The following is a 26,470-nucleotide window of genomic DNA, read 5'->3' on the forward strand; positions in this document are numbered from 1 at the left end:
CACTTAATTAACTGAGATGTTCAAACCACTTTCTTCAAAAATATATCAATATGTCGAATTAAACGCACTTACAACTTGGATAAGAAAGATAGACTGAAACTGGGGATAGATTGCCATAGGATTGCATCCCCTTCTATAAACCTTCACAATCTCTGATGCGTTCCTATAAGAAAACAGTAGACCAAGTCTTGACTTTACTCTCTCTTTAAGTTCCAGCTCAGGTTGAAATCCTCCGTTGTGGAATATTTCGGACCCGATTCTGCGTAGTTCACCAGACTCCACCAGTTTTCCAAACTATTGGCAAAGAGATGAGGAACCTAATCAATCACTGTCTAAGTAATAGTCACCGCATATTTTAAAGAATATGAAGCCATCCTGTTCTCTTTAATTACCTCCGTTTTATCATCATTTTTATTTTTTGGATTAACAGGAAATCCTAAGTATTAGATATAGTTAAAACTTATAACTGAACCTATTTCTATAGTTTCTAGCTATAGAAGAAGATAGAAAATCAAAAACCATAATTTATTGATTTAACAAGGAATATCTAGTATGATTTTTATCATCAAATAAAAAATAGATTATAGTTTTAAGTTAAGTAATTTCTTTATATTAACTTAAAACTATAAGGGAGGGTGCAATGACAAAAATTTCTAATTTAGGTTATCCGCGTTTAGGAGAAAATCGTGAATGGAAAAAGCTGATTGAATCTTACTGGTCCCAAAAAATTAGCCAGCAGGAACTGTTTGCAGGAGCAAAAGCGCTGCGCACAGATTTCTTGAAAAAACAGTTAAATGCGGGGTTAGATTTAATTCCGGTTGGTGATTTTTCCTTTTATGATCACATTTTGGACTTGTCTGTGCAGTTCAATATTATCCCTAAGCGCTTTTCTAAAGAAGCGGCAGATATTGATTTATACTTTTCTATTGCTCGGGGCGACAAGGAAAATGTCGCTTCCTCTATGAAAAAATGGTTTAATACCAACTATCACTACATTGTTCCTGAGTGGACAAAAAAACGTCCCAAACTGAATAATAATCGGCTTTTGGAACTTTATTTAGAAGCAAGAGAGATTGTAGGGGACAAAGCAAAGCCCGTTATCACAGGCCCTATTACCTATGTCGCTCTATCATCGGGCGTTGAAGACTTCACTGTAGCCGTAAAAAGTCTCCTACCGCTCTACAAACAAGTTTTTAAAGAGTTAGTTGATGCAGGTGCCGTCTATATTCAGATTGATGAGCCTATCTTTGTTACTGATGAGGGCACTGATTATCTTGAAGCAGCAAAAGGTGTCTATGGCTATTTTGCTAAGGAAATTCCTCAGGCTAAATTTATCTTTCAAACTTACTTTGAAGCTTTGATCAATGTCGAAATCCTGTCGCAACTCCCTGTTGCAGCTTTTGGACTTGATTTTGTTCATGGTCTGAAAGAAAATCTTGCTGCTTTGACTTCGGGACTTTTCAAAGATAAGGAAATCTTTGCAGGAGTGATTGATGGCCGTAATATCTGGAGTTCCGATTTTGTGAAGACTGCCGAACTTTTGAAGATTATCAAAGACAATGCTTCCGAGGTGACCGTCCAGCCTTCTTGTTCGCTCTTGCATGTCCCCGTAACGGCTAGAAATGAAACGGATCTTGAAGCTGTTTTGTTAAACGGTCTGGCCTTTGCTGATGAAAAATTGCAGGAAGTCAAACTTCTGACTGAAAAGCTGGATGGCCGAGAAACTCCCGCCTATCAAGAGCATATCGCTCATTTTGAAGCACTCCAGGCTGCTGATTTCAGAAATATTGAATTGGAAAATGCAGAGCAAGCAGCGACTAAGCGCATCAGCAGTTTTAAAAAGAGAAGAGATCTACAGCAGAAAAAACTACAGTTACCGCTTTTGCCTACGACAACCATTGGCTCTTTTCCGCAATCGCAGGAAATCAGACGGACACGCTTAGCTTGGAAACGCGGCAACATCAGCGATGAGGACTATCAAGACTATATAAATGCTGAGATTAAACGCTGGATTAAAATTCAGGAGGATTTAGATCTTGATGTTTTAGTTCATGGCGAATTTGAGCGGGTTGATATGGTCGAATTCTTTGGTCAGCAGCTGGCTGGCTTTGCTACGACGAAGCTTGGCTGGGTCCAGTCTTATGGTTCTCGGGCTGTGAAACCACCTATTATTTACGGAGATGTCCAGCATATTAAACCCTTGACTGTCCGTGAAACGGTTTATGCGCAGAGTCTGACTGACCGTCCGGTCAAAGGTATGCTAACAGGCCCAATCACGATTACTAACTGGTCTTTTGAACGCACAGACATTCCGCGAAGACAGCTCTTTGATCAAATCGGTCTAGCTATCAAAGACGAAATTAAGCTTCTAGAAGATGCCGGTATTGCTATCATCCAAGTTGATGAAGCTGCTCTTCGTGAGGGATTGCCGCTGCGCAAAGCTAAACAAAAAGCTTACCTTGATGATGCCGTTCGCGCTTTTCATATCGCAACATCGTCTGTCAAAGATGAAACGCAAATCCATACGCACATGTGTTATTCTAAATTCGATGAAATCATTGATTCTATTCGGGCACTTGATGCGGATGTCATTTCCATTGAAACCAGCCGCAGTCACGGAGATATTATCGAATCCTTTGAGACAGCAGTTTATCCGCTGGGTATAGGTTTAGGCGTTTACGATATCCACTCTCCGCGCGTGCCGACTAAAGAAGAAGTTATTGCTAATATTGAAAGGCCTTTGCGTAGACTGTCTCCTAAGCAATTTTGGGTCAATCCTGACTGTGGATTGAAAACCCGTCAGGAACCTGAAACGCTTGCTGCTCTTAAGGTTTTAGTTGCAGCAACCAAGGAAGTTCGTCGGAAATTAAGAAGTTAATTAAGGAGAGTATCCATGTCCAAATTGCTAGATAGACTAAAAACCGATATTTTAGTAGCTGACGGCGCTATGGGAACCCTTCTTTATGCTGATGGCTTGGAGTCCTGCCATGACTATTATAATATCAGCCATCCAGAACGTATATCAGCCATTCATAAGGCCTATATTGATGCCGGTGCTGATATCATTCAGACCAATACTTACGGCGCTAAGCGTCACCGCCTTAAAAGTTTCAGCTATGACAATGATGTTAAGTCAATCAATCAAAAAGCAGTTGAGATCGCTCGTCAGGCTGCTGGGGAAAGTGTTTTTGTTCTGGGAACAATAGGAGCTTCACGGGGGCTAAGACAGTGCGAGCTTAGCCTAGAAGATATTGTCAAAGAGACTGTTGAGCAGGCGCAGGTACTTTTAGAAACTGGGCAGCTGGACGGCTTGCTGTTTGAAACTTATTATGACAGGGAAGAGTTAGAGGCTGTTATAAAAGCGATAAGACCACTGACTGATTTACCCTTGATAACCAATATGGCACTTCATGAAGCAGGCATCACAGAAGATGGCCGTCCTTTGGTGGAAGCCCTTAGTCAATTGGTGATGTTAGGTGCCGATATTGTCGGACTGAACTGCCATCTGGGACCTTATCACATGATTCAGTCCCTCAAACAGGTGCCGCTTTTTGCACAAAGTTATCTGTCTGCTTATCCTAATGCCAGCCTTTTATCATTTGCTAGTGACAATGAAAAAGGACAGTATCATTTCAGTCAGAATGCGGACTATTTTGAATACTGCGCCCGACTATTTGTGGAAGAAGGAGTCCGTTTAATTGGTGGTTGCTGTGGAACGACTCCAGATCATATAAGAGCTATTAAGCGGGGTATCAAAAATTTAAAGCCAGTTGAACGTAAGACTATTACCCCGTTGATCACTGAAGAAGAACTCATCGATGAAATTAGTAAAAAAGAAACGTTAGCAGATAAGGTTAAAAAAGAAGTTACCATCATTGCTGAGATTGATCCCCCAAAAACCTTAGCCATTGAAAAATTTATTGAAGGTATTAAAGCCTTAGATAAAAAGAATATTGCTGCGATTACTTTAGCAGACAATTCCTTAGCCAAAACGCGTATTTGCAATCTCAGTCTTGCTTCTCTCTTAAAAAATGAAATAACAACGCCTTTTTTACTCCATGTTGCTTGTCGCGATCATAATATGATAGGTTTGCAGTCACGCTTGCTGGGAATGGATGTACTGGGTTTTAATCAACTTCTGGCTATTACAGGCGACCCCACAAAAATTGGTGATTTCCCCGGAGCTACTAGTGTTTATGATGCTACCAGTTTTAAATTACTTTCCCTAATTAAGCAATTAAACCACGGAAAAGGTTATAGTGGAGCCAGTTTAAAAAGGGCAACTCATTTTACAACGGCAGCAGCTTTTAATCCTAATATCCGTCAGCTCGACAAAAGCAGTCGCCTTATTGAACGTAAAATTAAAGCAGGCGCAGATTATTTTATTACACAACCTATTTTTAGCGAGGAAATTATCCATCAAATGGGACATTTAACAAAAGCTTATGACCAGCCTTTTTTCATCGGCATTATGCCTATAACTTCCTATAACAATGCCATTTTTCTGCACAATGAGGTTCCGGGCATTTATTTATCAGAAGTGTTTTTGGAAAAGTTAAAAGCCGTTAAGGATGACAAAAAGGCTTGTCAGGCCATTGCTTTGGCAGAAAGTAAGAAATTAATCGACTGCGCATTGGAGCATTTTAATGGAATCTATCTGATTACGCCCTTTTTACGCTATGATTTGACCTTGGGTTTAATTGACTATATTCAAAAAAAGAAAACCCGAATACAACACCAAGAGCAAAGAAAATAGGAGACATCAAAAAAACGAATGAGCCTGAAAGTCCAATGATAGGCAATCAGAATCATTCGTTTTTATCACGGTTAAACGTAAATTTTGTAAGAGTGTCTTAAACTATTTTCGTTTAACCTAACGATTAGTCCCTAAAAAAAGGATTGAAAGTTTTTTCATGGCCGATAGTGGTATCAAAGCCATGGCCAGGATAAACTTGGTAGTGGTTAGGAAGCGTAAAGAGTTCTTGGCGAATGGAGTCCAGAAGCTGCTGCTGATTTCCGGTTGGAAGATCCGTTCGGCCGATAGTTTCGCAGAAGAGGGCATCGCCAGAGAAGACAATCTCATCAGCTTTAAAAATGAGGGAGACGCTGCCCCAAGAGTGACCGGGCGTTGGAACAACTGTGAAATTAAAGCCAGCCAACTCGTAGGTCTGGCGATAACGGTAGAAGTGGTCAGCAGGCCTTGCTGTGACATTCGCCATATCATCGTGGCGGGAGAGGCCTGACAGGTTATCAACAGGGCTGGTTAACCAATCTGCCTCTTTTTCTGAGATGTAAGCTGGAGCCTGTCCAAACTCATCACGAACAGCATCCAGACTCATGATATGGTCATAGTGGGCATGGGTTAAAAGCACTGCTGCGACAGGCTTAGCCAAGTCATTTAGCTTAGTCAAAATGTCTTGATTATTGCTGCCGGGATCAATAACGAGAAGGGCTTGTTCATTTTCCAGAATATAGGTGTTTTCAAGAGCAACGTGATTTTTAATAGTATAAATTTTCATAGGGACCTCCATTGAATGGATTTGCCTTTATTATAACGCAGCCGCTGATAAAAGTCTTTAGCTAGAGATCTTTACCGGGAGAATTTTCAGAAAAATCTGTCAAAATAGCTTGAAAGATGGTAGAATAAAGGTAATGATAATAGAGGAGGCTCAAATGACAAGACCCTTAAATTTTGTAATGATTTCCCCTCATTTCCCAACGAACTTTGAACCCTTTGCCCATCGTCTAAGGGCCAATGGTTTTAACACTTTGGGAATTGCGGATACCCCTTATGAGGAACTGAGTGATAGCTTGAAAACTGCTTTAACCGAATATTACCGTGTAGATAATATGGAGGATTACGATCAAGTCTACCGAGCAGTAGCCTACTTTGCTCATAAGTATGGTCGTATTGACCGCATCGAATCTCACAATGAATATTGGCTGGAGTTAGATGCCCGTTTGCGGACAGACTTTAATGTTTTTGGATATAAAAATGATGATATGCTGTCCATTAAGACCAAACGGCAGATGAAAGAAATTTTCCGCCAAACTGGTATCAAGGTTGCCCGAGGAGAAGTTTTTCACAGTGATGATGAGGCACGCAATCTGGCTCAGGAGCTTGGCTTTCCAGTTATTATTAAGCCCAATTCAGGAGTAGGAGCTTCTGACACTTATAAGATTAAGTCACAAGCTGAACTGGAGGATTTTTTGAGTCACCAGACGCCCGGTGTTGAGTACATCATGGAAGAGTTTATTGACGGTGATATTATCACCTTTGACGGCTTGACTGACCATGATGGAAACATCGTCTTTTACTCTGGTTTAGAATACTCTGAAGCTGTCCTAGATACCTTAGACCATGATAATGACATGTTCTATTATATTCCGAGGGAATTTTCACCAGAGTTGATTGAGCTAGGAAAGCAATGTGTCAAGGCTTTCAACGTAAAAGAACGTTTCTTCCACTTTGAATTCTTCCGCGTTAAGAAAACCAAAGACCTTATGGCTCTTGAAATCAACTGCCGTCCACCAGGTGGCTTGACTATTGATATGTGGAACTATGCAGATGATTTTGATATCTTTGACCAGTATGCCAAGATTGTACGGGACAATCAATTTACCGCCGATGTTCAGCATCGTTATAATGTGGTTTATATCTCTCGTAAGGCCAATCGTAATTATGCTCATAGCTTAGAAGATATTCAAGCTCACTTTGGTGATCAGATTATTTTGATTCAGTCTGTTCCGGGTGTTTTCGCTCAAATCATGGGAGAAGTTGGTATCCTAGCTAGAACCCAAACTATGGATGAGCTCAGAGAATTAGTCAGTTATGCCCAAGCTAAGGTTTGAGATTTTTAGAAAGGAAACGGCAAGAGATTTTCATTATCTCCTGTTAGAGTAAGTTATGCATTTTGAAAGAAGAAGTCAGTGGTCGGGGGAACTTGGCCGTGAGATGTATTTTAATGTCTATGGTCATGCTGGTAAGCCGGTTGTTGTTTTTCCCTCATCGGGTGGCAGTCAGGATGAATACGGCGACTTCGGCATGATCGAGGCCTGTCAGGACTTTATTGACCGTGGCTTGGTTAAATTCTATACGCCAGATTCTTTTGATAATGAATCTTGGCTCTGTGAAGGAAAAACAGCTCATGATATGGCTTTGGCTCACGAAGCTTATGATCGTTATATCGTTAATGAATTGGTACCTCTGATTCGTTATGAATCTAACTGGACAGGGGGCATGATGGCGACGGGTTGCTCCATGGGGGCTTTCCATGCTATCAACTTTGCCCTGCGGCATCCGGATCTTTTTGATGTAGCTGTAGCTCAGTCCGGCGTCTATGATGCCCGTTTCTTTACGGGAGAATACTATGGCGATCCAGCTGTTTATTATAATTCACCTTTAGATTATCTCTGGAATCAGGAAGACTCTTGGTTCTTGGATCGCTATCGGCAGAATGCCTATATCGTTTCAGTTGGTCAAGGTGACTGGGAAGCTCCCCATATCGTTGATACCATGCGCTTAGAAGAAGCTTTTTCATCCAAGTCCATCCCCGGCTGGTTCGACTACTGGGGTAATGACGTTGCCCATGATTGGCCGTGGTGGCGTGTGCAGATGCCATACTTCTTAGGAAAATTAGAAGAAGACGGAAGGATTTAATTATAAATAAAAATGGGAGTGACAAAGAGAGAGTGGGACTCAATTAGTAAATTGTGATAAAATTACGATTTTGATTTTCTTCGCTCTCCCATTTTAAGGCTCAGGCCTCTGCCACTTTCTTGTTTTTAGGTGGCAGGCTTTGGCAGTCTATCCCCAGACTGCCAAAGTCCACTGGAGGATTTTGACACTTGCTTTGCAAGCAAGCTTTATTTCCCAATTAAAAGGGTCTACTAGACCTTTTTAACCCACCTCCGCACACCTCAAAAGATCTGGGAGGTCTTTTGAGGTTGGAAATAAGATGAACGATGACCATCACATTCGTTTAGGTTTTCCGCTTTGGCCTTGTGGCAAAAGGAAAATCAGCCAGCAGTGGTTTATTGGTGCTAAAGCACCTCATGAACTGTGCAGGGTAAAACTTCTTGGCATAGCCAACAAGTCTTACTTCCAATCATTGCGTCAAGCTGTTATTACTGCAAAAAAGATAAGGATGGAATACTTTTCCAACCTTATCTTTTATTCTTTTAACGTAAACTGTAAAAATTCAAGGAAATGGTTCGCCCAGTATTTTTCGTGGTGGATTTCATTAGCCATAACTCGCAATTGAATATGCTCCATAGGTGTTCCTGATTTGAGCAGAGATTGGTAGTAATGTAGACTGCAGTCAATGTAGGCTTGATTCATGTTAGGCGCGAAAGCTTCATCTACTTCGTCACCTTCCTTGGTGCCCACTTGAATATAAACCTTAGTATCTTTTTCCAGTGGGTGATTATTACAGTAACGTAAAAAATCACGTTCGCTGAACCAAGAAGCTAGTGAGAAGACTCCCAAACCACCAAAAACATCTGGATAGGCAGCTCCCATATAAGCAGTAATAATACCGCCCATGGATGAGCCGGCTAGCAGGGTATGCTCAGGGTCTGATTTAGTGCGATAGGTTTTATCGATAAAAGGTTTAACAATGTTGACTAGCCAGTCTCCGTAAGCCATGCCGTCCCCCCCGACACTGGCGGTTTCAGGCGTGGTACCGACATCTGTCATCCAAGGGGCATATTCATTGAGACGGTTGCCCTCGGCATTGTCAATTCCTACAACAATGACCTTAGGCAACTCCTTATGATTCTTGAGGGTTGGGATAATTTTCCAAGAGTAGCCGGAGAAGGATTCCTTGCTGTAAAAAATATTTTGGCCATCATGCATATAGAGTACAGGGTAGCTGGCCCAGTCTTCCTTAGCATAATCTTTAGGCAGAAGCACTCGGATACGGCGTTCTTCATCATAGTAGGGAACATGCAGGTAATGTTCTTCCATTTCCAGATAGTAATTGTTGAGTTTGGTAGGTCGCATAATCTGCCTTTCTCTGTTTATTTGTGCTTATTATAGCATAAAACAGCACTATCTAAAAAAGATTAAAATTTTTTAAACCATAAGGGAATGATTACAAATTCTTAAAATTGTAAGCCTTTTCTTGTCAATGAGAACAGAAAAAGATACAATAAGCTCATAAAATTTTGGAGGTTATGTTATGTCTAAAGTTGCTATTGTTACCGGAGCTGGTCAAGGTATTGGATTTGCCATTGCTAAGCGCTTGCACCAAGACGGATTTAAGATTGGAATCCTTGATTATAACGAAGAGACTGCTCAAGCAGCCGTTGAGCAATTGTCACCTGACACGGCACTTGCTGTTGTAGCAGATGTGTCTAAGCAAGATCAAGTGGCGGCAGGTTTTGATAAAGTTGTCGAACATTTTGGTGATTTGAATGTTGTAGTTAACAATGCTGGCGTTGCTCCGACAACACCTCTGGACACTATCACACCAGAGCAATTTGAACGGACATTCGCGATCAATGTTGGAGGTGTTATCTGGGGTAGTCAAGCTGCCCATAAGGTCTTTAAGAAACTTGGTCACGGTGGTAAAATTATCAATGCAACCTCACAAGCAGGTGTTGTTGGCAATCCTAACTTAACAATCTATGGTGGAACAAAATTCGCAGTACGTGGGATTACCCAAACCTTGGCGCGTGATTTAGCTGATGATGGTATTACAGTCAATGCTTATGCACCGGGTATTGTAAAGACACCGATGATGTATGATATTGCCCATGAAGTTGGTAAAAATGCTGGTAAGGATGACGAGTGGGGGATGCAGACCTTTGCTAAGGATATTACTCTTAAGCGTTTATCTGAACCAGAAGATGTGGCTAATGCTGTAGCCTTCCTTGCAGGTCCAGATTCTGACTATGTTACAGGTCAGACCATCATTGTAGATGGTGGAATGCAATTCCACTAATTTTAAAACAGTAAAAGCGACCTCTCTAGTTTAGGAGGTCGTTTTTCAATATAATTATTGAGCGATTTGCATGAGCAGAATAAAGAAGACAGCGATAGCATTGTTAATGACATGAATGCTATAACCAAATTCAATACGCTTGTTCATCATGGTAGTAAAGCCAATGACTAGCCCCATGCCTGCATAGGTAATCCAAAGTCCTAGGGACATCAGATTGTCAAGAGAAGACCACAGATGCAGTAGGCCAAAGAGAAAGCTGGTTACGATTAATCCCAGCCACTTCCAGCGGCCAAAACCAAAGAGTTTTTCAAAAAGACACTTGCGGAAAATAATCTCCTCAAAAATGGGAGCGAAGACTACTGCAAAGATGAAGTAGAGGTAGATTGGCATTCCAAGACTATCAATAGCTGCCTGATTAGCTGAGGTGGTTGTGTGGGTCATCAGCTGGTGAATAATGCCTCCAATTATTTTGATGACAAATAGGATAACCGTGCCGATACCAACATAGAGGGCGTACATATCCCATTTAATCTTTTTAAAGGTTATGGGTTCTTTTAAAAGTCGTAAGCTCAACCAAGCCAGAACGGCAACGGCGGTTAATCCCAGACTAGCTATCAAGGCAGGTCCTGTATGTGACAGTTGTTTGTGAGCCAAAAACAAGGTTTGAGCCAGAAAGTCAAGGAATAGAAAAGCAAAGGCTAGGCCAATCCATTTAAGTTTGTCGAGTAGGGTTTTCATGAGACCCCTCCAATCTGTTTGAATTCAGGATTTGGTCTGATTTGTCGTCAAATCTCAATTACCTATTACCTTAACGGAAAATGCAGAAGAAATCAAGTTGATTTGAAAGATTTTTGTAATTTGTAAACAAATACATCCGGCTGGTTAAGAATATTCAAAGAGTGGGACAAGCTCTAGCGTTGTGCAGTTCATGGAACAGTTGCACTGGCACAGCTGCTTTTGACTTTTGCCTTCAGTCTATCTAGTGTCTAACGGAAATACAGCAGCGCCTGAGTTAGGTTGGTAGGGTCAAGGGTTTTTGCTCAAGCTTCTACAAGTGCTTTAAATTTTTTTCATTTTTCTGCGGGTAATATGAGGTAGTCTTATCAAGAACTTTTAATTTCTGAAGCCACTCTAAGGTGTCGTATAGAGTGGCTTTATTTGTGTATCTTAGATTTACGACTTCTTTCCAACTCCTATTCATGCTATAATAGAAACACTATGACTGACAAGAAACTTGGACGAAAATATGCCGTGGTTGACTTGGAAGCTACCAGTGCTTCGACGACGGCTCAGATTATTCAGGTTGGGATTGTCATTGTTGAGCAAGGTCAAATCGTCCAGACCTATGAGACCGATGTCAATCCTCATGAGTACCTGACCAATCATATTATTGAGCTGACGGGAATTACAGACCAACAGCTGTCTAAGGCTCCAGACTTTTCTCAGGTGGCTGAAGAAATTTTTGATCTGATTAAAGATTGTATCTTCGTTGCCCACAATGTGAAATTTGATGCTAATCTCTTGGCAGAACAACTCTTTTTAGAAGGTTATGAATTGCGGACCCCCAGAGTGGATACAGTGGAATTATCACAGGTTTTCTTTCCTACTCTGGAGCGTTATCGTCTGTCGGATTTGGCCTGGCATTTAGAGTTAAATTTAGAACAGGCCCACACGGCTATAACCGATGCCTATGCTACCGCTCAACTTTTGCTCAAGCTTCAGGAAAAAATTGCTAGCTTACCTCGCTTAACGGTTGAACGGATTTTGGATTTTGCAGACCATTTGCTTTATGAGTCTCGTCTGGTAATCGACGAAATTTATGCTGGTATGGCAGCCGAAGTACCTAAGGAGTTTCTTGATGTCAATAATCTACTTGTGAGAAAAGTAGCTTCCTTGCTGCAAGAGCGTCATTTATCCGCGGATTTTGCGACCAATTTGGCTCTCTTGGATTTGGAAGATAGGCCAGCTCAGGCGACTTTTGCTCAGGCAATCAGCGATAATTATGACCGTCCCAAACCTCTTTTTATTCAAGCTCAGGCTGGGTTGGGGAAAACTTACGGCTATTTATTGCCTCTTTTGACCAAGGTTAGGAATGAAAAAATTATTGTGACAGTACCAACCAAGGTTTTGCAGGATCAAATCATGGAGCAAGAAGGGCAGCAGTTGGCTCAGGTTTTTCATGTCAATTTGCACAGTCTCAAAAGTCCACGAAATTACATCAAATTAGATGCTTTCGCTAAAAGTTTGGCCAAGGATGATAGTAATCGATTGGTCAATCGTTATAAGATGCAACTCCTAGTCTGGCTGACACAAACCCAGACAGGGGATCTTGATGAAATCAAGCAGAAACAGCGTTTTGAGGCCTACTTTGACCAAATTCGTCACGATGGCAATCTCAGCAAAAAATCTCCTTTTTGGGATTGTGATTTCTGGAAAATTTCTTACGAACGTGCTAAGCAAGCACGGGTTGTCATTACCAACCATGCTTATTTTCTGACTAGGGTTGAAGATGACAAGGAATTTGTCAAGGGGCAGGTGCTGGTAGTTGATGAAGCCCAAAAACTCTTTCTCAATATGGAGCAATTCTCCAGACGGCAGGTTAATCTCAATCAGGTTATGAAACACTTGCATGAGGCCTTGGAGCATCCAAACAATCATCTTCAAGGTCGAATTCTGGAGAGCCTCCAGTATGAATTGTCCAATTTAAACCAGCAATTTTATCAGAATAGGCAGCTAACTATTCCAGACTGTCAGGTTGAAAAAATTCGACAAGATTTGTTGGAGCTAGATGAGCCTGACTTGTTTGAACTCAAGGAGCTGTTTGCCCCTGTTTTTTCTGATTTTTGGCTCAGTCAGGATTGGTCTCAAGAACATCGTATCACTAAGCTGAATAGTGCTCGCCTGGATTTTATGAATCTCAAGGATTTTCTGCCAGAGACGGCCAAAACTTATTTTGTTTCAGCCAGTCTGGATATTAGCGAGCAGGTTTCCCTGCCTGATCTGCTAGGCTTTAAGGTTTACGATTATCAGCGATTAGCTCAAGAACGCCAGATGGGACAAGAAATCTGGCTGGATAGCTCTATGCCAGCTATTCCTGACTTGTCTGCTCAAGACTACGCCCAAGAAATTGCTAGCCGCTTGATAGAGTTAAGCCGACTGAATAAACCCATTCTGGTACTCTTCAATGCTAAAAAACCTATGTTCGATGTCTCTGAAAAACTGGATGAAGCAGACTTATCCCACCTCTGTCAACACAAGAACGGTCTGGCAGCTAATGTCAAGCGACGTTTTGATAAGGGGGAAGCAAGTATTCTCCTAGGAACAGGCTCCTTCTGGGAAGGGGTAGATTTTAACAATCAAGAGAATCTGATTGAAGTTATCACCCGACTTCCCTTTGATAATCCTGAAGACCCCTTCACAAAAAAGCTCAATCGTCAGTTGATCCAAACTGGAAAACATCCATTCTATGATTACAGCCTGCCGGTAACTATTTTGCGGCTTATGCAGGCTATTGGCCGCAGCAAGCGACATCAGTCTCAAAAGTCAGCAGTAGTTATTTTAGATAAGCGAATCTTGACTAAGGGTTACGGTCGTTTAATTTATGATACTCTTGCCCAGAGATTTCCTGTATCAGAAGGAAAATTTGTAAGAATATTGCCAGAATTGACTCATTTTTTCAAAAATATTTGATATAATAGATTCTATTAATGTATGAGAAGGTTGATCGTATGGAAGAGCCTAAAAAAAGGCATTTTTGGCGGTATTTTATCAGCGTTTTGCTAATCCTAGTCTTAGCTCTTGCCGGAGCTATTAGTTTCTTAATAGGGGCTACCAAGCCTCAAAAAGAAATGAAGACCGAGGCGATTAAGACAGCTAGACAGTACGCAGATTTCAGTTCTATTAGCACTGTTCAACAGTACAATGGCAAGGAAGTTTTTTATACAGTCTTTGGTCAGGATGAATCTGGCCAAAGGATTATGGTAACTATCAATAAAAAGCATTCTGGTCAAGTTTATGTTTATCATGCTGATCAGGGTATCAGTTCTAAGGATGCCCAAAGAGTAGCTAAGTCCAATGGTGCTGAAACCATCCAAAAGACAACCTTTGGCATGGCAGAAGGTGTCCCAGTTTGGGAAGTCCGTTCTGATGGTGCCTATTATCTTGTTAATTTTGAAACAGGTGATCTTATAAAAAGGGAGGGACTATGACCTATTTATCAAATCGTGTTTTAGAGATGGAAGAAAGTATTACCCTTGCTGCGGGGGCTCGTGCTAAAGAACTCAAGTCACAAGGACGTGATATTCTCAGTCTAACTTTAGGACAGCCTGATTTTGTAACACCCAAGAATATCCAAAAAGCTGCCATTAAAGCTATCGAGAATGGTCAGGCTTCCTTTTATACAGTCGCTTCTGGTTTGCCTGAGCTTAAGGCTGCTATCAATACCTATATGGAAAAATTCTATGGTTATTCAGTGGAGACCGACCAGATTGTGGCAGGAACAGGGGCAAAATTTATTCTCTATGCCTTCTTTATGGCTGTCCTTAATCCAGGTGATGAAGTGATTATTCCGACACCTTATTGGGTATCTTATGCTGATCAGGTTAAGGTCGCTCAGGGTCGATCTGTCTTTGTTCCAGCCAAGGAGGAAAATAATTTTAAGGTGACTGTTGACCAGCTAGAGGCTGCTAGAACAGATAAAACCAAGGTCTTTCTTCTCAACAGTCCATCCAATCCAACGGGGATGATTTATGAAGCTGATGAATTGCAGGCTATTGGCGATTGGGCTGTCCAACACGATATCCTGATTTTAGCTGATGATATCTACGGACGTCTGGTCTACAATGGGGCTGAATTTACACCGATTTCAACCTTGTCTCAGGCTATCAGGCAGCAGACTATTGTAATCAATGGAGCTGCCAAATCTTATGCCATGACAGGTTGGCGGGTTGGCTTTGCCGTTGGCAACCCAGAGATTATCGGAGCTATGGGTAAAATTATCAGTCAGACGACCTCTAATCTTACGACAGTTTCCCAATATGCAGCTATCAAAGCTTTTACAGGGGACCAGTCTACGGTTGAAAACATGCGGCAGGCCTTTGAGGAAAGGCTCAATACCATCTACCCTCTGCTCAATGAAATTCCTGGTTTCAAAACAGTCAAGCCACAGGGTGCTTTCTACCTCTTTCCAAATATTAAGGAAGCAATGAAAATAAAGGGTTACGATGATGTGACCGACTTTACCACAGCTATCTTGGAAGAAACAGGTGTTGCCCTAGTAACAGGTGCCGGATTTGGGGCACCTTACAATGTCCGACTCAGCTATGCAGCCGATTTGGATACGCTCAAGGAAGCTGTCCGTCGAATTAAAGCATTTATGGAGAAATAAAATGATTGATCATTTTGGGATTCAAGTAAAGGATTTGCAAGTTTCAAAACAATTTTATCAAAAAACGTTAGCGCCCCCTGGTTACGAATTGCAATTTGATAATGAGTACGTGGTTAGCTTTGGAGAAGCTTGTAGCACTGATCCAGGTGGCGACTTCTTGTTAGGAGTTGGGTAGCAAAAAGACCATGCACTTTGCTTTTAATGCCAAGACACATACGGAAGTAGATGCCTTTTATCAAGCTGGTTTGGTTGCTGGTGGTCAGGACAATGGTGCACCAGGATTGCGCTCGCATTACCATCCTAATTACTATGCAACTTTTTTGATAGATCCAGATGGAAATAATATTGAAGCTGTCTGCCATAAGGAAGAGTAAATTTTTGGCTCGAAAATAAAATATAGTAAAGTAAAGATAATAAAGAAAAGGGAAAAGAAATTAATGACTAAAGATTTAGTAAGCATTATTGATGTACCAAAGCATGTTGGGGAAGAGGTTACCATCGGTAGCTGGGTTGCCAACAAGTCTGGTAAAGGAAAGATTGCCTTCCTCCAACTCCGTGACGGAACTGCTTTTTTCCAAGGTGTCGCTTTCAAGCCAAACTTTGTCGAAAAATACGGTGAAGAAGTAGGTCTTGAAAAATTCGATACCATCAAGCATTTGAATCAAGAAACTTCAGTTTATGTGACGGGAATCGTCAAAGAAGACGACCGTTCAAAGTTTGGTTATGAGCTGGATATCACGGATATCGAAGTGATTGGTGAATCAAAAGACTATCCTATCACACCAAAAGAACACGGGACAGATTTCCTCATGGACAACCGTCATCTTTGGTTACGTTCGCGTAAACAAATGGCCATTATGCAAATCCGTAACGCCATTATTTATGCGACCTATGATTTCTTTGATAAAAATGGCTTCATCAAGTTTGACAGTCCAATCCTATCCGGCAATGCTGCTGAAGATTCAACTGAATTATTTGAAACGGACTACTTTGGTACTCCAGCCTACTTAAGCCAATCTGGTCAGCTTTACCTTGAAGCTGGTGCCATGGCTCTTGGACGTGTCTTTGACTTCGGACCTGTTTTCCGAGCTGAAAAATCTAAGACTCGCCGCCACTTGACTGAGTTCTGGATGATGGATGCAGAATATTCCTTCCTCAACCACGACCAGTCTTTGGATCTGCAAGAGGCTTATGTCAAGGCTCTGATTCAAGGAGTAATTGACCATGCTCCGCAAGCCTTGGAAATTTTAGAACGTGATGTTGACCTGCTTAAGAGCTATATTGATAAGCCTTTCAAACGTGTCACTTATGACGATGCGATTGATCTTTTGCAAGAACATGAAAATGATGCAGATACGGACTATGAACACCTAGAGCATGGTGATGATTTTGGCTCACCGCATGAAACTTGGATTTCAAATTACTTTGGTGTACCAACCTTTGTGGTTAACTATCCGGCCAGTTTCAAGGCCTTCTACATGAAGCCTGTTCCCGGTAAGCTGGACCGCGTCCTCTGTGCTGATCTTTTGGCTCCGGAAGGTTACGGGGAGATCATCGGCGGCTCGATGCGTGAAGATGATTACGATGCTCTCGTTGCTAAAATGGATGAGCTGGAAATGGACAAGTCAGAGTATGACTTCTATCTTGACTTACGTAAATACGGTTCTGTCCCCCATGGCGGTTTCGGCATCGGTATCGAACGGATGGTGACCTTCGTAGCAGGCACCAAACACATCCGTGAAGCTATCCCCTTCCCACGAATGCTCCATCGGATTAAACCGTAACGAAAGAGCAGAGCTAACCACTTGTGGTTTAGCTAGGTTCCTCACTAACACCGAAAATTCAGTATCATGACCGAATTTTCTTTACACCGTAAAATACTAGAGTGCTAAGCAACTTGAAGAAAAAATAGAAAGCCACCTGAAAAATCAATATTTTTTAGGTGGCTTATATTTTTTGTCAAAGAGATTCAATGTCTTCAATTGGTGATGAACAAATCAAAAGCGCAGCAAGCTGATATTAACGACCGATTATTTTGCTTTTCGGAGCGTATTCATTGGTACGTCAAGGTAAGAAAACGGTGTTTTGTTCCTTTTGTACGATTTTCTTGTCGCGCTATTGTTTTAATCTTCTGAATATTTTGCTATAATAGGAATATCGCGGGAGCATGGAACTCCCAAAAAATGATACTTGTCACCGCCAATCAGACGATGACCAATGATTGATTTGGAGGATAATAAATGACAACTAACGTAATGGCTAATTACAGCTATGGAGAAGACTGCTACCAAGAAATTCCCACGGTTCTCAAACCGTATGGTATTAAAAGTGTTGCTCTGATTGGGGGAAAGCGGGCCCTGGCTGCGACGGAGAGTGAAGTCCGAGCTATTTTAAGCAAGGCTGGCATTAAAGTGACAGGAAGTTTTGTCTATGGGGTTGATTCGACCCAAACTAATATTGATAAGCTGGTGGCTAATCCGGATGTGCAAAAGGCAGATGCCCTCTTTGGTTTCGGTGGCGGACGAGCTATCGATACGACTAAAATGGTTTCTAAGGCGTTAGATAAGCCAACCTTTACCTTCCCGACTATTTGTTCTAACTGTTCAGCCGGTACGGCTATTGCTGTTGTCTACAAGGATGATCACTCTGTACTCCGCTATGGTTACCCAGATTCACCCTTGCATATTTTTATCAATACTCGTGTTATTGCGGAAGCACCAAGTAAGTACTTTTGGGCTGGTATTGGTGACGGAATTTCTAAAGCTCCAGAAGTGGAGCATGCGGTAGCAGAAGCTAAGAAAAAGGGTTTAACTGAATTACCTCATACGGCAACTTTAGGGCATGCTGTTGCTCTGTCTTCCAAAGATGCTTTCTATGGCTATGGTAAGCAAGGACTGGAAGATGTTAAAAATAATAAAGCTTCTAAGGCAGTTGAAGAGATAGCTCTGGATATTGTTGTCTCAACGGGCTACGCTTCAAACCTAGTTAATCAGCCTGACTTTTATTACAATTCTTGTCATGCTCATGCCTTTTACAATGGAACAACGGCTGTTCAACGTCAGGGAGAATATCTTCATGGTGTTGTGGTTTCCTATGGTGTTTTGGTCCTTCATGCCTATTTCAAAGAACAAGACGAATTGATAAGAGTAGCGAAATTCAATAGAGAGCTGGGACTGCCAACTAGTCTTAAGGAGTTGGGCTTGACAGAAGCCGATATTCCAAAAATTGTCGAAGTGGCCCTAACGACCAATGAATATAAAAATACACCTTTTGATGCCGATAAATTTGCTCAGGCTATCCGAGACGTTGATAAACTGGGACAAAGTCTAGACTAAAAGAAAGTGTGATTTAGATGAAAACCTTCCATACCGATAATGCTCCCAAGGCCTTAGGCCCCTATGTTCAAGCTAAACAAGCGGGCAACCTTCTCTTTGCTTCTGGTCAGGTTCCTCTTTCCCCTGAGACAGGACAAGTAGTCGGAACTAGTATTGAAGCACAGACGCAACAGGTTCTTAAAAATATCAAGGCTATCTTGGCAGCGGCTGGGACTGATTTTGACCATGTGGTCAAAACAACCTGTTTCTTGAGTGATATCAATGATTTTGCTGCTTTCAACGATGTTTATGCGACAGCTTTCAAAGAAGAATTTCCAGCTCGCTCTTGCGTCGAAGTGGCTCGTCTACCTAAGGATGTCAAAGTAGAAGTTGAAGTAATTGCTTATTTAGACTAGATTATTAAAACCATGATTAAAGACCGCTGGTTCTTCAGCGGTCTTTAATAGACTCTTAATGGGTGATAAAAAAGAAGCCGTCACACCTATGTTTGACCACTTCAAGTTACAAGGCACAGTACGGGGAAAGAATAGGTAATATGACGCTTAAACAAAAACAGAAAAGTAGCTAATAGAAAGATGGCTGCCATTCACAGTGTGGTGAACTATTTCAATGCTAAAGACTTTTCCATCATGGCTCAAGTTTATTATAACCGAAAGAAACAGCTTGAGTTATGAGCTAGATTAATTTGTGGTTTTATCATGTTGAGAAAAATCAGTTTCTGATGGTAGTTGCGAAAGAAAAAATTAGTCAACTTTTGCAGTATAGGCTCACCTTCTAGCTAAGCTCAGACTTTGAGACTTAGGTCGGTCCCGATAGATTTTATCTCAGCCTATCTTATCAGTATTTTTAATGGGACTCTTATTGGTGGATTAATGCTGGTTTTGCCATACCAGTAAAGGGTGAACCTACTTGATCATTCCCAAATTAGCCATGCTTACCTGCTAATTATGGAGCTATTATCAACCACACGGAAGCTTGTTGTCTATCCTCTAAAGGTTATTTTTGCTATAATAAACTGGTAAAGAAAGAAGGTCAAGCTATGCCAGAAGACAAGCTCGTTTACGATGCTTTAAACCATCACCCCTACCACTTAACAGAAGGGGTCTTTCTATCGGAAATTGATGGCCGACTCAAACATCTGATTACGCACGATCATCCTCATTTGGAGGACGGTGATTTTATCTCCAACAAAGACCTCCTCCATTACCGCTTACTCTTTCTCAATCGAACGATTGAACGGGCTCAGGATAAAAATGACCGTGTGCGTGAGACCGTCTATCAGGTTTCTAAGAATAAAGACTACCAGACTGTTGATGTGCCCGAAGCTTGGGACCGCAAGGTAACCTTTGGCCAGCGGATAGCTGATGATGTTGCTCGTTTTGGTGGTTCGTGGACCTTTATTATCAGCTTTACTCTCTTTATGGCAGCCTGGATGGCTATCAATGTTTATCAGCCCTTTGGAATTCATTTTGATGCCTATCCTTTTATTTTGCTCAATCTGGCTCTATCAACTCTGGCAGCTATTCAGGCTCCCCTGATTATGATGAGCCAGAACCGAGCTTCTGATTATGATCGCTTCCAGGCCAAAAATGATTTTAATGTCAATAAAAAATCTGAGGAAGGTATTCGCCTACTCCACACCAAGATGGACCACTTAGTTCAGCAAGACCAATCAGATCTTTTGGAAGTGCAGAAATTGCAAACTGAAATGTTAGCTTCTATTACCCAACAGTTGGATAATTTGCAACGGACCAATTATGAGCTTAAGGAACAGCTAATCACAAAAAATCCTTCCTAATTAAAATAATTGGCAAACTTTTGGGTAAAAGCAGAAGAAAAGTTAAAAAAATAAAAACTTCCAACTTTTATTTACTCCTGCATTTTCAGGATTTGGCTATTTAGTCCGCTGACTGTCTGATCTGGCATTTGGTGCAATAAGGATAAGAACAGCGCGTCTTCTTAGTCAATATGTGAAAGGCTAATACTAAAGCTTTTCTCCTGTCAACTGCTGCCCTAAGATTTAATTATAGTAAAAACGGGACTTAATAAGCTTTTGTCCCAACCCGATGAAGGGAGAAGATTCATGATAAATCCGATTAATCTAGTGATTGTAACAGGAATGAGCGGTGCCGGAAAGACGGTCGCCATTCAATCCTTTGAAGATATGGGGTACTTTACCATTGATAATATGCCACCAACCCTAGTGCCTAAATTTATGGAATTGGTCAGCCATGGTGAGGATAATGACAAGGTGGCCCTTGTCGTCGATATGCGGAGTCGTCTCTTTTTCAAGGAAATCAATTCCATTTTGGATGAATTGGAAAAAAATTCAGCTATTAATTTTAAGATTCTCTTCTTAGATGCGACAGATGGGGAATTGGTAGCCCGCTATAAGGAAACGCGCCGCAGTCACCCATTGGCTGCCGATGGTCGCGTTATGGACGGCATCAAGCTGGAACGTGAGCTTTTGGCTCCTCTCAAGAGTCTGAGCCAGAATGTAGTGGATACGACAGAGCTAACTCCACGTCAACTGCGTAAAACCATCTCTGAGCAATTTTCTTCAGATAATGATGCGGCACCTTTCCGGATAGAAGTCATGAGTTTTGGTTTTAAGTACGGCTTGCCTCTGGATGCTGACCTCGTTTTTGATGTACGTTTTCTACCCAATCCTTACTATATTCCCGAATTGCGCAATCAAACGGGACTGGATCAAAACGTGGCTGACTACGTCATGAACCATGCGGCATCCGAAGATTTTTACAGGCATCTCTTGGCACTGATACAACCAATCCTGCCGGGCTATCAAAAGGAAGGCAAGGCTATTTTGACTATTGCCATTGGTTGTACAGGTGGTCAACACCGTAGCGTTGCCTTTGCCCATCGACTGGCTCAAGATCTCAAGCAGGATTGGACTGTCAATGAAAGCCACCGCGATAAAGACCGACGGAAGGAAACGGTGAATCGTTCATGAGAAAACCTAAAATTACAGTAATTGGTGGTGGAACTGGAATTCCAGTCTTGCTCAAGAGCCTTCGCCATGAAAATGTCGATATCACAGCCATTGTGACCGTAGCTGATGATGGCGGCTCCTCGGGGGAGCTCCGTTCAGCTATGCAGCTGACTCCGCCTGGTGATCTGCGTAATGTCTTAGTTGCCATGAGCGATATGCCCAAATTCTATGAGAAAATTTTTCAATATCGTTTTAATGATGGAGACGGAGCTCTGTCGGGTCACCCTCTGGGAAATTTGATTATTGCTGGAATTTCTGAGATGCAGGGATCAACCTACAATGCCATGCAGATTCTTAGCAAATTCTTCCATACAACGGGCAAGATCTATCCCGCGAGTGAAGATGCCTTGACCCTCCACGCTGTCTTTAAAGATGGTCATGAAGTAGTCGGAGAGTCTAGTATAGCAGACTATGATGGCATGATTGACCATGTTTTTGTTACCAATACCTACAATGCCAAACAACCCTCAGCCAGCCGTAAAGTTGTGAAAGCAATTATGGACAGTGACATGATTGTTCTCGGTCCTGGCTCCCTCTTTACCTCTATTCTGCCCAACTTAGTCATTCCTGAAATCAAGAAGGCTTTATTAGAAACACAGGCAGAAGTAGCCTATGTCTGCAATATCATGACCCAGTATGGTGAAACAGAGCAATTTTCAGATGCTGACCATGTGGCAGTTCTCAATCGTCATTTAGGTGCTGATGTTATCGACACCGTTTTGGTCAATATTGAGCCTGTTCCTAAAGACTACATGGACACCAATAAGTTTGATGAATATTTGGTTCAAGTTGACCATGATTTTGAAGGGTTGCAGAAGCTGGTTAAGCGAGTAATTTCTTCTAATTTCTTGCGTTTAGAAAATGGTGGAGCTTTCCACCATGGTGAGTTGGTCGTTGAAGAATTGATGCGATTAACTAAGAGGAGAAAACGATGAGTTTTACCACCCAAGTCAAAGAAGAAGTGCTGAATTTAACGGATGCTGACCGCAGCCAGCTATCGGCCTTCATTAAAATGTCAGGAAATCTGGGATTGACTAGCAATGGTCTGACCTTGTCCATTCTCACTGAGAACGCTAAAATTGCCCGTCATATCTATTCACTTTTAGAAGACCTCTATGGTATTCAACCGGATACTCGCTACCATCAAAAGCCTAATTTGAAAAAAAACCGTGTCTATATGGTTTTTGTCGATCAAGAAGTTGAAACGATCCTTTCTGATTTGCAGCTGGCAGATTCTTTCTTTGGTATTGAAACAGGGATTGCTGATGCTATTCTCCACGATGATGAGGCAGGTCGGACTTACTTGCGAGGAGCCTTTTTAGCTAATGGCTCTATCCGTGATCCTGAATCGGGTAAGTATCAATTGGAAATTTTCTCAGTCTATCAGGATCATGCTGAGGATTTGGCCCAGCTGATGCAAAAATTCATGCTGGATGCTAAGGTCATTGAACATAAAAATGGTGCTGTGACCTATCTGCAGAAGGCTGAGGATATCATGGATTTTCTCATCGTTATTGGTGCTATGCAAGCTAAGGATGCTTTCGAAGAGATTAAAATTATGCGGGAGACCAGAAATGATCTCAATCGGGCCACTAATGCAGAAACGGCTAATATTGCTCGCACGGTAACAGCCAGTATGAAAGCCATCAATAATATTATTAAGATTATGGATACAGTTGGCTTGGATATTCTGCCGATAGAATTGCGGCAAGTGGCTCAGGTTCGGGTGGATCATCCTGATTATACGATTCAGCAGATTGCCGATAGTCTAGAAATTCCCTTAACCAAAAGTGGTGTTAATCATCGCCTCCGCAAAATCAATAAAATCGCCGATGAACTCTAACAGATAAGAGCTGTAAAAAAATTTCTATGACGTTGATAGAGCTGTCTGAAAATCCTATTTTTCAAGGCAGCTCCCCGATTCTTTAGCCTGTGTTTAACAGTATAAACGAAGGAAGCGTCTAATACTGTACTGACCCCAAAAAGTTGGACAAGAAATTATTAAAAGGATTTAGTTCTGTATGACACAGGGCTAAACCCTTTTAGTTTTACTTTGATTTTTTTGTTGTTGTAGTAAAAAATAATCCAGCTATTTGATAAAAACTTGCAAATAGTAAGTTATTTTTTACAAAGGACTTGCACTTCTATTTATTTATGATATACTTAACCAGTAAACAATTTGATTAACCAGTTAAGGAAGGTAAGTGATATGACAAAAAAGAGAATGACAATAGTTGGAATCTTGCTGATTGTAGCTTGTGCCATTGTTGGCGGCATCTGGTTCAATGAACAAGAGAAGCAAAAATCTGGTGATATCGAGGTGGTTGCAACTTTCTATCCGATGTATGAATTCACTAAAAATGTCTTAGGAGATCAAGGACACGTTAGCTTGCTCATAAAGGCAGGTAAAGAGCCTCATGACTTTGACCCTTCGACCAAGGATGTGGCAACAATCCAAAAAGCTGACGCACTCGTTTATGATAACGAGAGTATGGAAACTTGGATACCTAAAGTGAAGAAATCTATCGGTAAAGATAAGACTGATTTTATCCGAGCTACCGGTAATATGATTCTTTTGGCTGGAAGCGAAGAAGGGGAAGAGGAAGGTCATGAAGGTCATCATCATGAATTCGATCCCCATGTATGGTTATCACCACAGCGGTCCATTAAATTAGTAGAAAATATTCGTGATAGCCTATCTAAGAAGTATCCTAAAAAAGCTAAAATTTTTAGGAAAAATGCCGCAACTTATATTAAAAAACTGAAAACCTTAGATAAGGATTATAGTTCAGCTCTTTCTACTGCTAAACAAAAGAGCTTTATCACCCAGCATGCAGCTTTTGCTTACCTAGCTTTGGACTATGGTCTCAACCAAATCCATATTAATGGTATTTCTGCAGAAAGCGAACCATCAGCCCAACATTTAGGCGAATTAACCCAACAAGTTAAAGACTCCGGTATTAAATACATTTATTTTGAAGAAAATGCTTCATCAGCTGTTTCAGAAACTTTGGCAAAAGAAGCTGGTGTTGAAACCTTGGTTTTGAACCCCATCGAAAGTTTGACCGAAGGAGAAATGAAAAACGGTCAAGACTACTTGTCTATCATGCGACAAAATCTGAAGAATTTACGAAAGACAACAGATAGTCAAGGGCAAGAAATCCCAGCTAAAGAAGCTGAAAAGACAGTTCAAAAAGGTTACTTTAAAGATACTGATGTTACGGATCGTAAGTTGTCTGATTGGACTGGTAGTTGGCAATCAGTTTATCCTTATCTTCAAAAAGGTACTCTGGACCAAGTTTGGGATTATAAAGCTAAGCTCAACAAGGACATGACAGCCAAAGAATACAAAGATTACTACACCAAGGGTTATAAAACGACTGTTGAGGCTATTTCTATTAATGGTAAGAAAAATCAAGTAACCTTCACCCAACGTGGTAAAAAACATACCTACACTTACAAATATGTTGGTTATAAGATTTTAACCTATAAGAAGGGAAACCGTGGTGTTCGCTATCTCTTTGAAACTAAAGACAGTAAGGCTGGAGAATTCAAATACATCCAGTTTAGCGATCATAATATTTCAGAGACTAAGTCAGCCCATTTCCATCTCTTTTGGGGCGATTCCAGTCAAGATACCATTTTAAAGGAAATGGACAACTGGCCGACCTACTATCCTAAGGACATGACAGGACATGAGATTGCACAAGATCTTGTTGTTCACACCTAAGCTATACAGACAGAAATCAATAATTCGAAGAATTTGATTGTCCTCGCTTAAAGCTCGAGAGTGGGACTCAATCAGTAAATCGTGATAAAATCACGATTTTGATTTATCACACACAAAGTGGAATTGTAAATATCACATTGTGTTCACCCCTAAGTATAGACGAAAAATCATCTATAATCAATATCGAAGCAGTCTCGGCGAGATATTCCACCGTTTATGTCGCTACAAAGGTGTAGAAATCATTGAAGGACATCTCATGCCAGACCATGTTCATATGTTGGTCAGTATTCCTCCGCGAATTAGCGAATCTAGTTTCATGGGCTATTTGAAAGGCAAAAGTGCTCTCATGATGTTTGACAAACACGCCAATCTCAAATATAAGTTTGGGAATCGCCATTTTTGGGCAGAGGGTTATTACGTGAGTACAGTCGGACTTAATGAAGCCACAATAAAGAAATATATTCAAGAACAGGAAAAGCATGATATCGCACTTGATAAACTGAGTGTGAAAGAATATGAAGCTCCCTTTAGGGATAATGGCAAGTAATACCAACACCTCTTTGAGAGGTTTGTGACGAGTCAAGAGCAGTGAGGCTTGAACAACGTGAAAGCCAGCGTCTTTAGGCGCTGGCTGGTTATCTGGGCTTATAGCCCTAGTTCAAACCACCCGTTTGACGGGTGGTTTTGATTTTTCTTCGCTCTCTTATTTTAAGACTCAGGTCTCTGCCACTCTCCTGTTTTTAGGTAGCAGGCTTTGGCAATCTATCCCCAGACTGCCAAAGTCCACTGGAGCATTTTGATACTTGCTTTGCAAGTTTTATTTCCCGATTAAAAAGCTCTACCAGAGCTTTTTACCCCACCTCCGCACAGTTGATTAGGGATTGACATGAACTAACGTTCATAGAATTGGATATCCTCCAACAGTTCTCTAAACTGTGGGAGCTATCACTTGCGTGGTCGTTAAACAGTCCAGTGGACTGTTTAAGGGGGCGCCTGAAAATGGGACTGCCCCCAAAGATAAGAATTATCCAACCAGCAGTGAGCCATTGATGCTAAAGCACC

At 41.4% G+C, this 26,470-nt stretch carries 20 protein-coding genes and 2 pseudogenes; 18 read left to right on the forward strand and 4 right to left on the reverse strand.

Features of this window, described 5'->3' with window-relative positions; genetic code table 11:
- Nucleotides 1–640: 640 nt before the first annotated feature.
- Nucleotides 641–2,878, forward strand: coding sequence for a 5-methyltetrahydropteroyltriglutamate--homocysteine S-methyltransferase (gene metE / locus G7Y32_RS02520; RefSeq protein ID WP_165210170.1), 2,238 nt, complete (start codon nt 641–643; stop codon nt 2,876–2,878).
- A gap of 15 nt (nt 2,879–2,893) precedes the next feature.
- Nucleotides 2,894–4,756 carry a bifunctional homocysteine S-methyltransferase/methylenetetrahydrofolate reductase gene (locus tag G7Y32_RS02525; protein WP_165210173.1) on the forward strand — a complete coding sequence of 621 codons (1,863 nt, stop codon included), beginning with the start codon at nt 2,894–2,896 and terminating at the stop codon, nt 4,754–4,756.
- 124 nt (nt 4,757–4,880) lie between these two features.
- Here G7Y32_RS02525 and G7Y32_RS02530 read toward each other — a convergent pair whose 3' ends face one another.
- Entirely contained in the window at nt 4,881–5,519 is a 639-nt protein-coding gene (locus G7Y32_RS02530; RefSeq protein ID WP_165210176.1) for an MBL fold metallo-hydrolase, read from the reverse strand.
- Nucleotides 5,520–5,673: 154 nt separating this feature from the next.
- Between G7Y32_RS02530 and G7Y32_RS02535 the strand changes: the two genes are divergently transcribed.
- The gene (locus G7Y32_RS02535) at nt 5,674–6,852 is read left to right on the forward strand and encodes an ATP-grasp domain-containing protein (RefSeq protein WP_165210179.1); all 1,179 of its coding nucleotides are present in this window, start codon (nt 5,674–5,676) and stop codon (nt 6,850–6,852) included.
- A 55-nt stretch (nt 6,853–6,907) separates the two neighbouring features.
- Nucleotides 6,908–7,660: an esterase family protein gene (locus tag G7Y32_RS02540; RefSeq protein WP_165210182.1), complete on the forward strand. Its 753-nt coding sequence runs from the start codon at nt 6,908–6,910 to the stop codon at nt 7,658–7,660.
- A gap of 513 nt (nt 7,661–8,173) precedes the next feature.
- Here the strand turns inward: G7Y32_RS02540 and G7Y32_RS02545 are convergent.
- The gene (locus G7Y32_RS02545; RefSeq protein ID WP_165210185.1) at nt 8,174–9,004 is read right to left on the reverse strand and encodes an alpha/beta hydrolase; all 831 of its coding nucleotides are present in this window, start codon (nt 9,002–9,004) and stop codon (nt 8,174–8,176) included.
- A gap of 178 nt (nt 9,005–9,182) precedes the next feature.
- Here G7Y32_RS02545 and G7Y32_RS02550 point away from each other — a divergent pair, with 178 nt between their 5' ends.
- Nucleotides 9,183–9,947, forward strand: a complete 765-nt coding sequence (locus G7Y32_RS02550) for a (S)-acetoin forming diacetyl reductase (protein WP_165210188.1) — start codon at nt 9,183–9,185, stop codon at nt 9,945–9,947.
- A gap of 54 nt (nt 9,948–10,001) precedes the next feature.
- Here G7Y32_RS02550 and G7Y32_RS02555 read toward each other — a convergent pair whose 3' ends face one another.
- Nucleotides 10,002–10,685, reverse strand: a complete 684-nt coding sequence (locus tag G7Y32_RS02555) for a CPBP family intramembrane glutamic endopeptidase (protein ID WP_165210191.1) — start codon at nt 10,683–10,685, stop codon at nt 10,002–10,004.
- A gap of 480 nt (nt 10,686–11,165) precedes the next feature.
- On the opposite strand from G7Y32_RS02555, the gene G7Y32_RS02560 reads away from it, so the two are divergent.
- The 11 genes and pseudogenes from G7Y32_RS02560 (at nt 11,166) to whiA (ending at nt 23,521) form a co-directional block, all read left to right on the forward strand.
- On the forward strand, nt 11,166–13,637 hold the full coding sequence (locus G7Y32_RS02560; RefSeq protein ID WP_165210194.1) for a bifunctional DnaQ family exonuclease/ATP-dependent helicase: 2,472 nt from the start codon (nt 11,166–11,168) through the stop codon (nt 13,635–13,637).
- Nucleotides 13,638–13,675: 38 nt separating this feature from the next.
- Nucleotides 13,676–14,155, forward strand: a complete 480-nt coding sequence (locus G7Y32_RS02565) for a cell wall elongation regulator TseB-like domain-containing protein (protein ID WP_165210197.1) — start codon at nt 13,676–13,678, stop codon at nt 14,153–14,155.
- Nucleotides 14,152–15,333 (forward strand): pyridoxal phosphate-dependent aminotransferase, encoded by a 1,182-nt coding sequence (locus G7Y32_RS02570; protein WP_165210200.1) that lies wholly within the window; start codon nt 14,152–14,154, stop codon nt 15,331–15,333. Before G7Y32_RS02565 ends, G7Y32_RS02570 begins: the two co-directional genes overlap by 4 nt.
- Nucleotide 15,334: 1 nt before the next feature.
- Nucleotides 15,335–15,707: pseudogene (locus G7Y32_RS02575) on the forward strand (VOC family protein).
- 63 nt (nt 15,708–15,770) lie between these two features.
- Nucleotides 15,771–17,117, forward strand: a complete 1,347-nt coding sequence (gene asnS / locus G7Y32_RS02580; protein ID WP_165210203.1) for an asparagine--tRNA ligase — start codon at nt 15,771–15,773, stop codon at nt 17,115–17,117.
- Between the two features lie 456 nt (nt 17,118–17,573).
- Nucleotides 17,574–18,668: an iron-containing alcohol dehydrogenase family protein gene (locus G7Y32_RS02585; protein WP_165210206.1), complete on the forward strand. Its 1,095-nt coding sequence runs from the start codon at nt 17,574–17,576 to the stop codon at nt 18,666–18,668.
- 17 nt (nt 18,669–18,685) lie between these two features.
- Entirely contained in the window at nt 18,686–19,063 is a 378-nt protein-coding gene (locus G7Y32_RS02590; protein ID WP_165210209.1) for a RidA family protein, read from the forward strand.
- A 644-nt stretch (nt 19,064–19,707) separates the two neighbouring features.
- Complete coding sequence (locus G7Y32_RS02595; protein ID WP_165210212.1) at nt 19,708–20,466, forward strand: DUF1003 domain-containing protein; 759 nt, start codon at nt 19,708–19,710, stop codon at nt 20,464–20,466.
- A 285-nt stretch (nt 20,467–20,751) separates the two neighbouring features.
- Entirely contained in the window at nt 20,752–21,639 is an 888-nt protein-coding gene (gene rapZ, locus G7Y32_RS02600; protein WP_165210215.1) for an RNase adapter RapZ, read from the forward strand.
- Entirely contained in the window at nt 21,636–22,613 is a 978-nt protein-coding gene (locus G7Y32_RS02605; protein ID WP_165210218.1) for a YvcK family protein, read from the forward strand. The genes rapZ and G7Y32_RS02605 overlap by 4 nt, the downstream gene beginning before the upstream one ends.
- Entirely contained in the window at nt 22,610–23,521 is a 912-nt protein-coding gene (gene whiA / locus G7Y32_RS02610; RefSeq protein ID WP_165210221.1) for a DNA-binding protein WhiA, read from the forward strand. Before G7Y32_RS02605 ends, whiA begins: the two co-directional genes overlap by 4 nt.
- A gap of 158 nt (nt 23,522–23,679) precedes the next feature.
- Here the strand turns inward: whiA and G7Y32_RS02615 are convergent.
- A pseudogene (locus G7Y32_RS02615) lies at nt 23,680–23,760 on the reverse strand (IS3 family transposase); the annotation flags it as partial.
- Between the two features lie 127 nt (nt 23,761–23,887).
- Here G7Y32_RS02615 and G7Y32_RS02620 point away from each other — a divergent pair.
- Complete coding sequence (locus tag G7Y32_RS02620; RefSeq protein WP_165210224.1) at nt 23,888–25,408, forward strand: zinc ABC transporter substrate-binding protein AdcA; 1,521 nt, start codon at nt 23,888–23,890, stop codon at nt 25,406–25,408.
- A 136-nt stretch (nt 25,409–25,544) separates the two neighbouring features.
- A complete protein-coding gene (tnpA, locus tag G7Y32_RS02625; RefSeq protein ID WP_165210546.1) occupies nt 25,545–25,955 on the forward strand; it encodes an IS200/IS605 family transposase in 411 nt (136 codons plus the stop codon).
- The last annotated feature ends 515 nt before the right edge of the window (nt 25,956–26,470 follow it).

This window comes from Streptococcus tangpeifui (genome assembly GCF_011038795.1).
Taxonomy (GTDB): Bacteria; Bacillota; Bacilli; order Lactobacillales; family Streptococcaceae; genus Streptococcus; species Streptococcus tangpeifui.